The following is a 14,986-nucleotide window of genomic DNA, read 5'->3' as shown; positions in this document are numbered from 1 at the left end:
GGGGCAACCCGTGATCGACATCGATTGGGCGCTGATCAGCGATTCCTTCTGGCCGCTGCTGCGCGGGGGGCTGACCGGGACGATCCCGCTGACGCTGGCGAGCTTCACGCTGGGACTGAGCCTGGCGCTGCTGCTGGCGATGATGCGCATCAGCGGCAATCGGCTGTTCTCCGGCATCGCCCGCTTCTATATCTCGGTGATCCGGGGCACCCCGCTGCTGGTGCAGCTCTTCGTGATCTTCTACGGGCTGCCCTCGATCGGACTCTCCTTCGACCCGTGGCCCAGCGCGGTGTTCGCCTTCTCGATGAATGTGGGCGGCTATGCGGCGGAGATCATCCGGGCGGCCATCCTCTCGGTGCCCAAGGGTCAGTGGGAGGCCGGGTACACCATCGGCATGTCCCGCAGCCAGTCGCTGCGACGGCTGATCCTGCCGCAGGCGGCGCGAGTCTCGGTGCCGCCGCTGTCGAACACCTTCATCTCCCTGGTCAAGGACACCTCGCTGGCCTCGCTCATCCTCGTCACCGAGATGTTCCGGGTGGCCCAGGAGATAGCCGCGTTCAGCCAGGAGTTCATGATCGTCTATGTGGAGGCGGCGGTGATCTACTGGGTGTTCTGTCTGGTGCTCTCCATGATTCAAGACCGCCTCGAGCGAAGATTGGACCGCTATGTCGCCCACTGATCGCCGCGGCGAGACCCCACTGCTGAGCGTCTCCGGACTGAACAAGTCCTTCGGCGCGAACGAGGTGCTGCGTTCCATCGACCTGCGCGTGGAGCCCGGACAGGTGCTCGCGCTGATCGGTCCCTCAGGTTCTGGCAAGACCACGGTGCTGCGCTGTCTCAACGGCCTGGAACAGCCCGACGCCGGCACGGTGGCGTTCTCCGGCGGGCCTGAGGTGACCTTCGGCCCCAAGACCACCCGACGGGAGAAGGAATCCCTGCGCAGCCGTTCGGCGATGGTCTTCCAGGGCTACAACCTCTTCCCGCACAAGACCGTGCTGCAGAACGTCACCGAGGGCCCGATCCAGGTCCAGAAGCGCCCCAGGGCCGAGGCCGTCGCCGACGCCGAACGGCTGTTGATGCGGGTGGGTCTCGCCGAGAAGCGCGACGACTACCCGCACCAGCTCTCCGGGGGGCAGCAGCAGCGGGTGGGCATCGTCCGGGCGCTGGCCCAGCAGCCTTCGCTGCTGCTCTTCGACGAGCCCACCTCCGCGCTGGATCCCGAGCTCGTCGGAGACGTGCTCACGGTGATCAAGGAGCTCGCCGAGGAGGGCTGGACCATGGTCCTGGTCACCCACGAGCTGGCGTTCGCCCGGGAGGTGGCCGACACGGTGGTATTCATGGACGGCGGCGTGGTCGTGGAGCAGGGCCGCGCCGAGGATGTGCTGCGCGCACCCAGAGAGGATCGCACGCAGCAGTTCGTGCACCGACTGCTCAACCCCTTCTGACCTGCGCTGCCATTGACCGGGCATCCGGCCCGGCGCAGACTGGGTCGCATGAAGATCACAGCGCAGACAGTCGTCTTCGACGCCTCCGACATCCACGCCGAGAGCAGCTTCTGGGCCAGCGTCATGGGCGGGGAGGTGCACCGCGAGGAGGACTGGCACACGGTCTCGGTGCGGGGGGAGCCTCAGCTCGCCGTGCAGCTCGCGCCGGATCACCAGCCGCCGCAGTGGCCGGAGGGCCGGCCGCAGCAGATCCACCTCGACCTCGATGTCGAGGACATCGCTGTGGCGCACACCGAGGTCGTCGAGCTGGGCGCAGAGGTGCTGGAGATGGCCGCCGGGGCCCAGCGTTTCAACGTCTACGCCGACCCCGCGGGGCACCCGTTCTGCCTCTGCTGGAAGTGACCCCTGTCCCGGTCCAGCGAGCTGCCCTAGGCTGACCGGATGAGCGTCATCGAGAACTCCACCCTGGCCATCGTCGGAGCCGGCAGCGTCGGCACAGCCACCGCCTATGCGGCCATGATCAGAGGCTCTGCCCGGCACGTGCGGCTTTACGACGTCGACGCCGCCCGGGTGGAGGCTGAGGTCCTGGACCTGGCCCACGGAAGCCAGTTCACCGGCGCCAGCGACATCGACGGCGGCGCGGATCTGAAGCACGTGGAGGGCGCCGACGTCGTCGTGATCACTGCCGGGGCCAAGCAGCACCCCGGCCAGACGCGGCTGGACCTCGCGGGCACCAATGTGGAGATCCTTCGAAGCATGCTTCCGAAGCTGCTCGAACGCGCCCCTGAGGCGGTGTACCTGTTGGTCACCAACCCCTGTGACGTGCTGACCGTGGCCGCCCAGCAGATCTCCGGGCTGCCCAGCGGCCGGGTCTTCTCCTCCGGGACCGTGCTGGACACGGCGAGGCTGCGCTGGAAGCTCGCTCGGCGGGCCGGGGTGGCCCAGTCCAGCGTGCATGCCCATATCGTCGGGGAGCATGGGGACACCGAGTTCCCGCTCTGGTCCGCCGCCAGCATCGGCGTGACCCCGCTGCTGGACTGGGAGCGCGAAGGCGCTCGGGTCTTCAGCGCCGATGAGCTGGACACCCTCTCCGACGAAGTCCGCCACGCCGCCTATCAGGTCATCGCAGGAAAGGGCACCACCAACTACGCCATCGGCCTCTCCGCGACCCGGATCGTGGAGGCGATCCTCCATGATGAGCACGCCATCCTGCCGGTGAGCAGCGTGCTGGACGGCTTCCTCGACATCAGCGGTGTGGCGCTGTCCATCCCCAGCGTGGTCTCCGCCCGGGGAGTGCAGCCGGTGACGACCACTCCCTTCTCAGAACACGAGGCCGAGTCGCTGCGCAGCTCCGCACAGGCACTCGTCGAGGTGCAGTCCTCGCTCGGACTCTGATCCGCCCCAGGTCAAAAGACTCATACCCTGGTCCTCACCAGTAAGGTAGGGACATCATGACGCGTATCGGGACCCTTGCGGGGGCGCTGCTCTACCACTCCAGCGGCAAATCTTTCTCTCTCGTTCAACAGCTCACCTTCCTCGTGGTGCTCGCAGCTCCAGTGCTGGCGCTGGCGATCTACGAACCCGAGACCACCTCGCTGGCCGGAGTCGCGCTGGGCCTGGGGCTGCTGCTGGCGGCCACGGTCGCCGTCGTCTTCGCCCCACGTCAGGGGCTGCCACGGCCGCTGGAGTGGACCGTTCCGGTCATCAGCATCGTCGCCTGCGGCATCTGCCGCGTCGCCACCCTGCCGGACGGCGCGGTCCTGTCCACGCTGAGCCTGGTGCCCTCCCTCTGGCTCGTGGTGAGATTTCGGCGCGCGGGAGCCGGGCTTGCGGTGGGAATGGTGATCCTGACCATCAGCATCCCCTCGCTGGCGGTGATCACCGAGCCGCTGAACGTCGCCTCGTTCTCCCGCTACACCGTGCTGCCGGTCGCACTGGCCGTGATGTCCCTCGCCGTGATCGGAATCTTGCAGCGGGTCGAGGCCAGCCGGGCCGAGATGGAGCGAGCGCTCGCCGGTGAGCGCAAGATGGGCATGCAGCGCGAACGCAGTGACCGGCTCCTGCGCGACGTGGGGGAGAACCTCAACGTTGGGGTCCTGGTGATGGATGCCCACGGCAATGACGTGATGACGAACCGCGCTCAGCGAGAGATCCATGCCGTGGTCTCCTCAGAGGGGAACCCCGACCCCACCGAGGCCGGACACCTGATCTTCTACACCGACGGAACCTCGATTCCTCCGGACAGTCGTCCCGCGGCGCGTGCGAACAGAGGAGAGGAGTTCGACAACTTCAACTTCTTGGCCGGTGCTCCTGGGCCGGAGCAGCGGGTCATCACCGTGAGCGCGCGAGCTGTGCTCGCCGAGGACGGCTCCCGGGACGCCATCTTTCTGATCTTTCGCGACATCACCGAGGAGCACCACCTGCTGCGTGCGCAGCACGAGATCATCGCGACGGTCTCCCACGAGATGCGGACCCCGCTGACCTCCATCGTCGGCTTCGCCGACTTCACCGAGGACGCGCTGCAGGAGCTGCCGGTCTCCGCCGCCCGGGAGGACTCCCTGGAGCAGCTCTCGGTGATTCGGCGCAATGCCGAGAGGCTGAGCAAGCTGGTGGAGGATCTGCTGCTGGAGCAGCAGGCCGTGGTGGGACGGCTGACCCTGGATATGCGCAGCCTCGACCTGGAGGAGCTCGTCGCCGACTGCGTGAAGGGATTTCACCCGCTGGCGGTGACGCGGGGGATCTCGCTGGAGACGCAGCTGGAGAGCTCAGTGCCCGTCATCGCCGACAGCCTGCGTCTTGCCCAGGTCATCGACAACCTGATCAGCAATGCCTTGAAGTACACCCAGACGGGCGGTCACGTCACGGTGACGGCCGGCACCGTGCCGGAGGGAGCCGAGGGAGTCTTCGTGCAGGTCTCTGATGACGGGCCCGGGATGAGCCAGAAGGAGGCCAGCCAGGTCTTCACCCCCTTCTATCGGGCGCCGGCGGCACGTCAGTCCGCCACCGCGGGAGCCGGTCTGGGACTCGCGCTCTCGCAGTCCATCATCGAGGCCCATGGGGGGTCCATCACGGTGCGCTCCGCGCCCGGCGAGGGTTCCCGCTTCCGGTTCACGCTCGACCACCACATCAGTCGGCGTGCGCACGCCGCCGGCGACTGACCGGGCCGGACCATGTATTCGGGTCCCAGGAATGTGTCGACCCGGCAGCGCACCCTCCGCGTCTCGCCGCTGGTCTTCCTCGGCTGTGCCCTCTATGGCGCCCTCGCCGCCACGGTGTTCTGCTTCTCCGGGGCCTTCGGTGATTTCGGGGCGCACCCGGTCCGCGACGCCGGTCTGATCACGGTCACCGTCATCTCCTCGCTGGCGCTGACCTACATCTCCCTGCTCGTGCACACCTATGTGGTGCGCAGAGCGAGCCGACCGGGAAGCGCTGACGCGCTGACCTGGCATGTGATGATCCCCTGCCGCGATGAGGAGAGCGTCATCGCGGAGACGGTGTCCGCAGCACGGACAACTTTTCCTGGGCTCCACGTCTGGGTCATCGATGACGCCAGCGAAGACGCCACCGCTTCGATCGTGCGAAAACTGCAGGACTTCGACGACAAGGTTCATCTGATCTCGCGACGCCGGCCCGAGGCGAGGACGGGCAAGGGCCATGCCCTGAACGCGGCCTATCGGGTGATCTCGGCAGCGGCGAGCCAAGACCGGAGCCAGCGCCGCCGCACGGTGATCGGTGTGCTCGACGCGGACGGCTTCCTCTCCGGCAACGCCCTTGACCTGCTGGCAGGGCCTGACGCCTTCGGTGAGGACACCGTGGGCGCCGTGCAGCTGGAGGTCTGGATGAAGAACCGCGGGGATCGCCGACCCCGTCCCCTCTCCGGAGGACTGAAGAACTTTCTGGGCAGGACGCTGATCCGGATGCAGGACATCGAGTTTCGCACCTCGAACTCGGCCATGCAGATGCTGCGCGTGAAGACCGGAACGGTGGGCATGGGTGGAAACGGCCAGTTCACCCGGCTCTCGGTGCTCGATGACCTGGACGCGGAGTACGGCCAGCCCTGGGGCAGGAAGCTCTGCGAGGACTATGAGCTCGGGCTGAACATCATCGCCGGCGGGCACCGCACTCACTATGTCCCCGAGGCCCACGTCTCTCAGGAGGCCCTGCCCTATACTCGGCGGCTGCTGACCCAGCGCACGCGTTGGGCGCAGGGGAACATGGAGTGCGCCGAGCTGCTTCCGCCGCTTCGACGCAGCGGCAACCTGCGTCGCTCAGGATGGGCGGAGATCCACTATTTCATGAGCCAGCCCTGGCTGCTGATGATCAACCTGCTGCTGGGCCCGCTGCTGCTGGTGCTGGCCGTGACCGAGGGGCGGATCCAATTCACGGCCGGAGGCTCGCTGGAGTGGATCGTGCTGCTGGCCGCCGTGTTCCTCATCCTCCCGTATTTCCTCTGGGGGCTCCTCTACAAGTACACCTGCCGCGAGGACATCAGCCTGGCCAGCGGCATCTTCTACGGGCTGGTGTACCTCGGCTACGTCTACCTGACCTACCTCTACTACCCCCGCGCGATGAACCGGATGGCCAGGGGCCAGACCTCATGGGCGAAGACCGCCCGGAACGCCGATGGAATGTTGCTCCTGCCTGCGGCAGGCCCGCGGGCAGGACTGCTCGAGCTGCCCCTGCTGGATGCCGAGATCATCACCACCCTGGCCGAGGAGCTCGACGGCGCGGAGGACTTCGCCCGAGAGCTGGTCAACACCTTCGGAATCATCTGGCCGAGACGCTGGGCGAATCTGCGCCTCGCGGCAGCGGCAGAGGACCACACTGCGACGGCCGACGCTCTCGCAAGCATCAGGGTCTCCTCCGAGATGCTGGGAGCAGAGCGCCTGGCCCAGTGCGCCAGAGACTTCAGCGCCCATCTGGACTCCGAGGACTACGTCGCGCTGCGCCGCGAGCTGGCGATCATCGCAACCATCGGTGAGCAGACCGTCGAGGAGATCCGCGGACGGTTCATCACGGCCTGAGCAGAGGCGCCCGTCGCGGGTGCGCTCCGCGACCTGCGGCGGCGAAGCTGCTCAGCCGGCCTCTGCGGGGGACATGAGATCGACGAACTTCTGCTTCAGCTCACGAGGACGGAAGGGTTTCGTGAGGTACAGGTCGGCCCCGGCCCCGTGGCCGGAGGCCTGGTCCCCCACACTGGAGCGGGCGCTGACCATGACGATCTTCCCGGTGAAGTGCGGTCGCACCCTGCGGACCACCTCGAGCCCGTTGATATCGGGCAGCCCCACGTCAACACTGATCAGGGCATAGTCCCCGGAGGCTGCCGCGGCCACACCCTCGTTGCCCGTGGAGACCGCGTCCACGCCGAATCCAGCCTGCGTCAGCACCATCTCGAGAAGGCGACGAATATCGTCGTCGTCCTCGATGACAAGTGCTCGGTGGGTGTGCTGCATGGTCTTCCTCCCTTGTGGATCTGTCATCATCCTAGGCGAGAGGCCCAAGCCGCATCGCTGGACTCATTTCTCCTGGCGCAGCGCCTCCGTGGCCTCGCCCAGAGCCCCGAAGCGGGAGGGGATGACCGCACTCCACGCCTCGCGGAGCTCATCGAGGCCAAGGGTGAAGCTGCCGCCGGCGAACGGGCCTGCCACCTCGAGGTCCCCGGAGGTCGCGTCGACCACGCCGATGCGCAGGGCGGGGAAGCCTCGCGCCGAGGTCATATCCGTGAAGCGCAGCTCCTCCGAACGGGGCAGCGCCACCAGGGCGCGGGCCTGAGACTCGCTGAAGAGTGCGGTGAAGGGATCCAGCCCATCGCGCTCACAGAGCCCGTCCACCGCCACGCGGGCACCCACGCCGAAGCGCAGACCCATCTCGGCCAGGGCCGCGGCGAGGCCACCCTCGGAGAGGTCGTGGGCGGCGTCGATCATGCCGTCCCGGGAGGCGTTGATCAGGATCTCGCCGAGCAGCTTCTCCGCAGCCAGGTCCACCTTCGGCGGCAGTCCGCCGAGGTGGCCGCGTCCGCGAGCGAACTCGGAGCCGTCCAGCTCATCGGCAGTGGTGCCGAGCAGGTAGACGGCCTGGCCGTCTGCCCAGCGCTCGAATCCGGAAGGGGTGCGTCGGGCGACGTCGTCGAACCTGCCGAGCACTCCCACCACCGGGGTCGGGTGGATGGCACGGCCCCCGGTCTGGTTGTAGAGGGAGACGTTGCCGCCGGTGACCGGCACGCCCAGCTGCTGGCAGCCGTCGGCGAGACCGCGGACGGCCTCAGCGAACTGCCACATGACCTCTGGGTCCTCAGGGGAGCCGAAGTTCAGACAGTCCGAGACCGCCATCGGAACGGCCCCTGTGGTGGCCACGTTGCGGTAGGACTCGGCCAGCGCCAGCTGCGCGCCGGCGTAGGGGTCCAGATAGGCATAGCGCGCGTTCGCATCGGTGGAGAGCGCGACGCCCAGTCCGGTCTCCTCGTCCACCCGGATCACACCGGAGTCATCGGGCTGGGAGAGCGCGGTGTTGCCCCCGACGAAGCGGTCGAACTGATCGGTGATCCAGGAGACGTCCGCCATGTTCGGGCTGGTCATCAGATCGACGACGGCGCCGCCGAGTTCCTCGGCCGTCTGCGGCAGGTCCGCAGCGGCGCCGGAGGAGCGGAAGGTGTCGGCCTGCAGCGCGTCCTGACCCGCGGGGCGGTGATAGGGACGCTCGTAGACCGGGCCGTCATGGGCCACAGTGCGCGGGTCCACATCGACGATCTTCTCGCCGGCCCACTCGATGATCAGCCGGCCGGTGTCGGTCACCTCGCCCAGCCAGGAGTATTCGACCTCCCACTTGGCCATGACACGTTCGAACTCCGCGGCGTTGGCGGGGGTCACCACGGCCATCATGCGTTCCTGGGACTCGGACATCAGGATCTCGCCGGGGGTCAGCGAGGGGTCGCGGAGCAGCACGTTGGTGAGCTCCACGTGCATCCCGCCCTCCCCGTTGGAGGCCAGCTCCGAGGTGGCGCAGGAGATCCCGGCCGCACCCAGGTCCTGGATGCCCTCCACGAGTTCTGCCTGGAAGAGCTCGAGGCAGCACTCGATGAGCACCTTCTCGGCGAAGGGATCGCCGACCTGCACGGCGGGCCGCTTGGAGGGCTTGGAATCGTCGAAGGACTCCGAGGCCAGCACCGAGGCGCCGCCGATGCCGTCGCCGCCGGTGCGCGCCCCGAAGAGGACCACCTTGTTGCCCACGCCGGAGGCATTCGCCAGGCGGATGTCCTCATGGCGCATCACACCCACGGCCAGGGCGTTGACCAGGGGGTTGTCCTGATAGACGGAGTCGAAGACGACCTCGCCGCCGATGTTCGGCAGGCCCAGGGAGTTGCCGTAGCCACCGATGCCGGAGACCACGCCGGGCAGCACGCGCTTGGTGTCGGGGTGGTCGATGTCGCCGAAGCGCAGCGGATCCATGACTGCGACCGGGCGGGCACCCATGGAGATGATGTCGCGGACGATCCCGCCGACGCCGGTCGCGGCGCCCTGGTAGGGCTCCACGTAGCTGGGGTGGTTGTGGGACTCGATCTTGAAGGTGACGGCCCAGCCGTCGCCGAGGTTGGTCACGCCGGCGTTCTCGCCGATGCCGACCATCAGGTCCTTCTTCATCTCCTCGGTGACCTTCTCACCGAACTGGCGCAGGTGGACCTTGGAGGACTTGTAGGAGCAGTGCTCGGACCACATCACCGAGTACATGGCCAGCTCCGCCGCCGTCGGCCGTCGGCTCAGGATCGCCACGATCCGGTCGTACTCGTCCTCCTTGAGTCCGAGTGCCGCCCAGGGGAGGTCAGTGTCCGGAGTGGTGGAGGCGTGCTCCACGGTGTCGATGTTGAATTCTTTGTCAGTCACAGTCTGCTCGCTCACTGAGCACCTCCGGCAAGAGATGCGATCACGGAGGTGAAGATGGTCAGTCCGTCGGTGCCGCTGCGCATACCGGTGGCGTCATCGGGACCGTAGCCGGCCTCGACCGCATGTTCGGGGTGCGGCATCAGGCCCACGACGTTGCCGGTCTCATTGGTGATGCCGGCGATGCCGTTGCGCGACCCGTTGGGGTTCTCTCCCACATAGCGGAAGACCACCCGGCCCTCGGCCTCCAGCGCCTCCAGCGTGGCGGGATCGGCGAGGTACTGGCCGTCCTGGTTCTTCAGCGGGACGGCGATGAGCTCGTCCGCGGTGAACTGCGAGGTCCAGGCGGTGTCGGTGTTCTCCACCTGCAGCACCTGGTCTTTGCAGAGGAACTTCAGGTGCTCGTTCTTCACCATGGAGCCGGGCAGCAGGTGGGACTCGGTGAGCACCTGGAAGCCGTTGCAGATGCCCAGCACCGGAAGGCGGGCTGCCGAGGGGGCGGTGGCGGCGTCGATGATCTTGTTCATCATGGGGGCGAAGCGGGCGATGGCTCCGGCGCGCAGATAGTCCCCATAGGAGAACCCACCGGGCAGCACGACCGCGTCCACGCCCTGCAGCGACTCGTCGGCATGCCACAGGGGCACGGCGGTGCCGCCGCCGAGGCGCACGGCGCGGGCGGCGTCGCGATCATCGAGCGTGCCTGGGAAGGTGACGACGCCGATGCGGGCCCCGCTCAGCGGGTTCTCGGCGGGGGCGGCGTGCAGGTTCCCGATGAGGGGAGTCTCAGTGCTCATGCAGCGTCCTCGTCGTCCACGCGCACGCTGATCACGTCTTCGATCACAGGATTGGAGAGCATCTCGGTGGCCGCGGTGCGAGCGCTGGCGAGGACCTGCTCGGTGACCTCGCCGTCCACGGTGAGCTCGAAGCGCCTGCCCTGGCGGACCCCGGAGAAGCCGGTGAATCCCAGATGGGGCAGTGCAGAGGCGATGGCCTTGCCCTGGGGATCGAGGATCTCGGGCTTTGGCATGACCTCGACGATGATGCGCGGCATAGCGTCTCCTGTGCGATGGTGCGAGTGGATGAGCTCGCGGGACCGCTTCCAGGTGCCGTCTCACGCGCTGCACGAGTCCTGGGCAGCACAGCTGAGGACGACGGCGGCACGCTCCGCGAGCTTGCCGGTCCAGTCTACCGGGTGCCCGGAAGGCGCTGCACACGCGCCCGCGCACGGCGACGACCCGCGCACGGCGACGAGGGGGCGCTGAGGGGGGATGCATGCCCTGCACATCTATTGGGCGAGAAAGGGTGGAATACGTCCCCGCGCGGCGGCGAGAAGCACCGTATTGCGCCCAACAGATGGAGCGGAGGGGCGCCGGGCAGAGGGTTCGGATGAGAAGCTGGAGCGATGATCGAGACGCCACCAGGCCGGCGGTCCGGTCCGCCCAGCCCCGCCGCCGAGCACCCAGACCCGGCGCGCTCAGATCCTGCCGCCGAGCACCCAGACCCGGCGCAACCAGACTCGGCGGTGCCCTGTCCCTGCGGGTCCGGGGACACCTATGGGGCATGCTGCGGTCGCTTCCACTCCGGTGCGCCCGCGCCGACTGCAGAGGCCCTGATGCGATCGCGCTACAGCGCCAACGCCCTGCTCAGTGCCGACCCGGCACGATTCGGCGCCTATCTGCACCAGACCTGGGCCCCGGAGACCAGACCTGAACTCGCTGAGCTGACCACGCCGGGGCCCCGCTGGAGACGACTGGCCATCCTGAGCACGACGACGGGTGGCCCCTTCGACTCGACCGGAGCCGTCGAGTTCGTGGCGGCCTACGAGGAGGCGGAACAGAGCCAGGACCCGGGCAGCAGGCCACTTCGGGGACGGCTGCAGGAGCTCAGCCGCTTCCGCCGCGAGTCGGGACGATGGCTGTACATCGATGGCCAGCTCAGCGACGATCCGGCGGGACTGTGAACCCTGTCACCGACCGGAACAAACCGCCCGGCGCTCGCGTTATGCCCTGCGAAATCTTTCAATTTTAAAGGACCAGCGCCGAAGGCCCGAAGAGCAGGGCTTCGCCATGAAGGGATGGGAACATCATGTCGCAGACGCCACTGAGAATCGGAGTCCTCGGTGCAGGCCGGGTCGGCACCGCCGTCGCCCGCCAGGCCGTGCGGGCCGGTCATGCGGTCACCATCGCCACGAGCAAGCCGGCCGCCGACATCCGGCTGCTCACCGAAGTGATCGTTCCCGGCGCCACGGCAGTGGACCGTCAAGATCTGCGCGGCGCCGACATCATCGTGCTGGCCGTCCCGCTGCACAGGTACCGCAGCATCGACACCTCGGTGCTCCGCGACCAGGTGGTCATCGACACGATGAACTACTGGGCTCCGGTGGACGGATTCATGGACGAGTTCGAGACCGGCACCAGCACCAGTGAGGTCATCGCAGAGTTTCTGGGCACCGCTCGCGTGGTGAAGACGCTGAACCACATCGGCTACGGCGACCTCGAGCTCGATTCCCACCCGGCGGGGGACCCGCACCGGCGGGCGCTCGCTGTGGCCTCTGACGACACCGAGGCCAAGCGCAGGGTCTCCGGGTTCATCGATTCGCTGGGCTATGACCCCGTGGATGCCGGCCCGCTTGCGGCTGGCAGAGCCTTCGAGAACGGCACGGAGATCTTCAACGGCCGACATGGAGCCGAGCGGATGCAGGATCTGCTCAGCGAGTGCGGTCGAGTCCTCGCCGACGCCTGAATTCAGCGAACTCGCTCATCAGCAGGTTCCTCGATCTGGTCCAGCACCGTCAGGAGCTTGGCGCGCAGCACCTGGGACTCTTCGGCAAAGCCCTTCTGCGCCCGAGCATAGGCCGCACGGCCCGCCGGGGTCTCGATCTGGACCGGCTCGTAGCCCCAGTCGGCGAGGTCGTAGGGCGAGGCTCGCATGTCCAGCTCGCGGATGCGTGAGGCCAGGTCGAAGCATTCCAGCAGCAGGTCGCTGCTGACCGCCGGGATCAACTTATAGGCCCATTTATAGAGGTCCATATTGGCGTGCAGACAGCCCGGCTGCTCCAGCCGCGTCTGCGATTCACGCGTGGGTTCCAGTGCGTTCAACGGCCTGGCCGAGGGTGTGTAGAAGCGGTACGCGTCGAAGTGGGTGCAGCGGATGTTCGCGGCCTCGACCACCTCGTCCGTGCCGGCCGCCCCCAGCCGCAGCGGGACCTGATCATGGCGCTGTCCATGCTCCACGGACTTGTAGACCATGGCCCACTCATGCAGGCCGAAGCATCCCAGCTGAGCCGGTGCGGCCGCCGTCGTGCTCAACAGGCGGCGGGCGAAACCGATCATCGACGCCCGATCCCGACGGAATCCTTCGACGTCGAGGCTCACCCCGGCAGGAACCCTGCGGTAGTGCTTCCACTCGGCCTGTTCGACCGCCTCGCCCTCCAGGGCGACGCCCGCTCCGGGGTGCCAGCGGGAGAGCTTGCCGGGGGAATGTGAGTAGTAGGTGAAGAGGAAGTCCTCCACCGGGTGCTTGGTGCCGGCGTGCCGGCGGGCGAGGAAGTCCTCGGTGAGCCGGTCCACGGCGTCCTGGTGCGCGGCGGCGCGTTCACGGTGCTCCTGTTCAGGAATCGCCGTGAGACCGACATTTGCCTGAATGGGAGCTGGTGTCTGGGTTACCATCGGGTATATCACTCGTACCAAGTGCGCAGGCGGCAGGGAACCCGTAAAGGGTACACCTGCCGCCTGTGTGCTGAGCGGGCCTCGTGGTCCGCGGGTGCCTCGCGGCTCAGGCGAGTTCCCGGCGCATGATCCACCGCGGCCGGTGTCCGCTGTGAGCGGCGGTCGGTGCTGCCCGGTGAAAGCCGTGCGCCTCGAAGAGCCCGGTGGTGCCGACATAGCCGCTGATCACATCCACCCGTGAGGCCTCGGCCTCCAGCTCCAGGGGATATCCCTCGACCACCTGCGCTCCGTGAGCTGCGGCGTGGGACACCGCCCCGTCGAGCAGATCATGCATGGGTCCGCGTCCTCGGAACGCAGGCCGGATCACGAAGCACACCCCGGACCAGGCATCACGGTCATCGAGGAAGCCGATCGTCCGAGAGTTCATCAGCCGTCGGTAGGTGCTGCGCGGCGCGACCGAGCACCAGCCGGCGGGCGTGTCATCGACGTAGCCGATGACTCCGGGGCTGGGGTCCTGGTCGCAGAGCTGGCGCATGAACTCGGGACGAGCCTCGTTGGGGACGCGGGAGTCCCGGCAGGACATGCACCAGCAGCCCTGGCCGCCGGGCTTCTTGACCCCGACCACCTCATGGAAGTCGGCGAAACTTCCGACGGCCGAGCGCACCTCGGTGCCCATGGGTGGACCTAGCGACCGGTGCCGGCGTAGACCTTCGCCTCTTCATCTGCGTCCAGGCCGAAGGCGGTGTGGATCGCCTGCACGGCGCGGTCCAGCAGCTCCACGTCGGTGATCACCGAGACGCGGATCTCAGAGGTGGAGATCAGGCCGATGTTGATCCCGGCGTCGCGCAGTGCGGTGAAGAAGCGGGCTGAGACACCCGGGTGGTTGCGCATCCCGCCGCCGATCAGTGAGACCTTGCCGACCTGCGGCACGAAGTCGATCGACTCGAAGCCGATGGTCTCCTTATGCGCGTGGAGCATCTCCTGGGCGCGCGGGCCGTCCTCGCCCGGCAGGGTGAAGGAGATGTTCGTGGTCCTGGTCGCTACGGAGACGTCCTGCACGATCATGTCGATGTTGACCGCACCCTCGGCGATGAGGTTGAAGATCTCAGCCGCCTTGCCAGGCACGTCGGGGACACCGGTGATGGTGAGCTTGCCTTCAGATGCGTCATGCGAGACGCCAGAGATGATGGGCTGTTCCAAGGGTTCGCCTTCCTGGATGGTGACGGTGTCTTTGGGGTCGGGGATGACCCAGGTGCCTTCGAGCTGGCTGAAGGAGGACCGCACGTGAAGCTTCACTCCGAAGCGACGGGCGTACTCCACCGAACGCAGGTGCAGCACCTTGGTGCCCGCGGCCGCCATCTCCAGCATGTCGTCGCTGGAGATGGAGTCGATCTTGCGAGCGGTCTTGACCACCCGCGGATCCGCGGTGAAGACGCCGTCCACATCTGTGTAGATCTCGCAGACGTCAGCGTGCATGGCCGCGGCGAGGGCGACTGCGGTGGTGTCGGAACCGCCGCGACCCATCGTGGTGATGTCGCGGGACTCCCGGCTCATGCCCTGGAACCCGGCGACGATGCCCACGTGTCCCTCATCGAGGGACTCCTGCACACGCTTGGGGCTCACCTCGATGATGCGTGCCTTGCCATGGATGGCGTCGGTGATCATGCCGGCCTGGGACCCGGTGAAGGACTGTGCCGATTCACCGAGCTCGTGGATGGCCATGGCCAGCAGCGCCATGGACATGCGCTCGCCCGAAGACAGCAGGATGTCCATCTCTCGCGAGGGTGGCGCGGAGGTGATGCGGCCGGCGAGGTCCAGCAGGTCGTCTGTGGTGTCGCCCATTGCGGAGACCACCACGACGACCTGATGGCCGGCGTTCTTGGTCTCGACGACCCGCTTTGCCACACGTTTGATGCTTTCGGCATCGGCGACGGATGATCCGCCATATTTCTGAACGATCAGGCTCATGACAGGTTGTCTCACTCCTGGGGGTGCGTTG

At 67.4% G+C, this 14,986-nt stretch carries 15 protein-coding genes; 8 read left to right on the top strand and 7 right to left on the bottom strand.

Going from position 1 to position 14,986, the window contains the following annotated elements:
* Positions 1-19 precede the first annotated feature (19 nt).
* The 6 genes from H4W27_RS09545 to H4W27_RS09520 are packed head-to-tail and all read left to right on the top strand — an operon-like array spanning position 20 to position 6,469.
* Entirely contained in the window at positions 20-679 is a 660-nt protein-coding gene (locus H4W27_RS09545; protein ID WP_192596532.1) for an amino acid ABC transporter permease, read from the top strand.
* Entirely contained in the window at positions 666-1,445 is a 780-nt protein-coding gene (locus tag H4W27_RS09540; protein WP_318782270.1) for an amino acid ABC transporter ATP-binding protein, read from the top strand. Before H4W27_RS09545 ends, H4W27_RS09540 begins: the two co-directional genes overlap by 14 nt.
* Positions 1,446-1,493: 48 nt before the next feature.
* Positions 1,494-1,847, top strand: a complete 354-nt coding sequence (locus tag H4W27_RS09535; RefSeq protein WP_192595727.1) for a VOC family protein — start codon at positions 1,494-1,496, stop codon at positions 1,845-1,847.
* A gap of 39 nt (positions 1,848-1,886) precedes the next feature.
* Positions 1,887-2,840: an L-lactate dehydrogenase gene (locus tag H4W27_RS09530; protein WP_192595726.1), complete on the top strand. Its 954-nt coding sequence runs from the start codon at positions 1,887-1,889 to the stop codon at positions 2,838-2,840.
* 56 nt (positions 2,841-2,896) lie between these two features.
* Positions 2,897-4,603: a sensor histidine kinase gene (locus tag H4W27_RS09525; RefSeq protein ID WP_192595725.1), complete on the top strand. Its 1,707-nt coding sequence runs from the start codon at positions 2,897-2,899 to the stop codon at positions 4,601-4,603.
* A gap of 33 nt (positions 4,604-4,636) precedes the next feature.
* A complete protein-coding gene (locus tag H4W27_RS09520) occupies positions 4,637-6,469 on the top strand; it encodes a glycosyltransferase family 2 protein (protein ID WP_318782268.1) in 1,833 nt (610 codons plus the stop codon).
* A gap of 51 nt (positions 6,470-6,520) precedes the next feature.
* On the opposite strand, the gene H4W27_RS09515 is transcribed toward H4W27_RS09520, so the two are convergent.
* The 4 genes from H4W27_RS09515 to purS all read right to left on the bottom strand — a co-directional run bounded on the left by H4W27_RS09515 (position 6,521) and on the right by purS (position 10,370).
* A complete protein-coding gene (locus H4W27_RS09515; protein WP_192595723.1) occupies positions 6,521-6,898 on the bottom strand; it encodes a response regulator transcription factor in 378 nt (125 codons plus the stop codon).
* A gap of 63 nt (positions 6,899-6,961) precedes the next feature.
* Positions 6,962-9,322 carry a phosphoribosylformylglycinamidine synthase subunit PurL gene (gene purL, locus H4W27_RS09510; RefSeq protein WP_192595722.1) on the bottom strand — a complete coding sequence of 787 codons (2,361 nt, stop codon included), beginning with the start codon at positions 9,320-9,322 and terminating at the stop codon, positions 6,962-6,964.
* An 11-nt stretch (positions 9,323-9,333) separates the two neighbouring features.
* A complete protein-coding gene (gene purQ / locus H4W27_RS09505; protein WP_192595721.1) occupies positions 9,334-10,113 on the bottom strand; it encodes a phosphoribosylformylglycinamidine synthase subunit PurQ in 780 nt (259 codons plus the stop codon).
* Positions 10,110-10,370 carry a phosphoribosylformylglycinamidine synthase subunit PurS gene (gene purS / locus H4W27_RS09500; protein ID WP_192595720.1) on the bottom strand — a complete coding sequence of 87 codons (261 nt, stop codon included), beginning with the start codon at positions 10,368-10,370 and terminating at the stop codon, positions 10,110-10,112. The genes purQ and purS overlap by 4 nt, the downstream gene beginning before the upstream one ends.
* A 351-nt stretch (positions 10,371-10,721) precedes the next feature.
* Between purS and H4W27_RS09495 the strand changes: the two genes are divergently transcribed.
* Both H4W27_RS09495 and H4W27_RS09490 read left to right on the top strand, forming a co-directional pair.
* Positions 10,722-11,279, top strand: coding sequence for a YchJ family protein (locus H4W27_RS09495; protein WP_192595719.1), 558 nt, complete (start codon positions 10,722-10,724; stop codon positions 11,277-11,279).
* A gap of 125 nt (positions 11,280-11,404) precedes the next feature.
* On the top strand, positions 11,405-12,061 hold the full coding sequence (locus H4W27_RS09490; protein ID WP_192595718.1) for an NADPH-dependent F420 reductase: 657 nt from the start codon (positions 11,405-11,407) through the stop codon (positions 12,059-12,061).
* Between the two features lie 2 nt (positions 12,062-12,063).
* Here the strand turns inward: H4W27_RS09490 and H4W27_RS09485 are convergent, their stop codons facing one another.
* The 3 genes from H4W27_RS09485 to H4W27_RS09475 all read right to left on the bottom strand — a co-directional run bounded on the left by H4W27_RS09485 (position 12,064) and on the right by H4W27_RS09475 (position 14,955).
* Positions 12,064-12,987 carry a 3-methyladenine DNA glycosylase gene (locus H4W27_RS09485; RefSeq protein ID WP_192595717.1) on the bottom strand — a complete coding sequence of 308 codons (924 nt, stop codon included), beginning with the start codon at positions 12,985-12,987 and terminating at the stop codon, positions 12,064-12,066.
* A 106-nt stretch (positions 12,988-13,093) separates the two neighbouring features.
* Entirely contained in the window at positions 13,094-13,663 is a 570-nt protein-coding gene (locus H4W27_RS09480; protein ID WP_192595716.1) for a GNAT family N-acetyltransferase, read from the bottom strand.
* An 8-nt stretch (positions 13,664-13,671) separates the two neighbouring features.
* The gene (locus H4W27_RS09475; RefSeq protein WP_192595715.1) at positions 13,672-14,955 is read right to left on the bottom strand and encodes an aspartate kinase; all 1,284 of its coding nucleotides are present in this window, start codon (positions 14,953-14,955) and stop codon (positions 13,672-13,674) included.
* Positions 14,956-14,986 lie beyond the last annotated feature (31 nt).

Source organism: Nesterenkonia lutea, from assembly GCF_014873955.1.
Taxonomy (GTDB): Bacteria; Actinomycetota; Actinomycetes; order Actinomycetales; family Micrococcaceae; genus Nesterenkonia; species Nesterenkonia lutea.
Note: the sequence above shows the minus strand (reverse complement) of the source record. Positions and strands in the feature narration are given on the sequence as shown.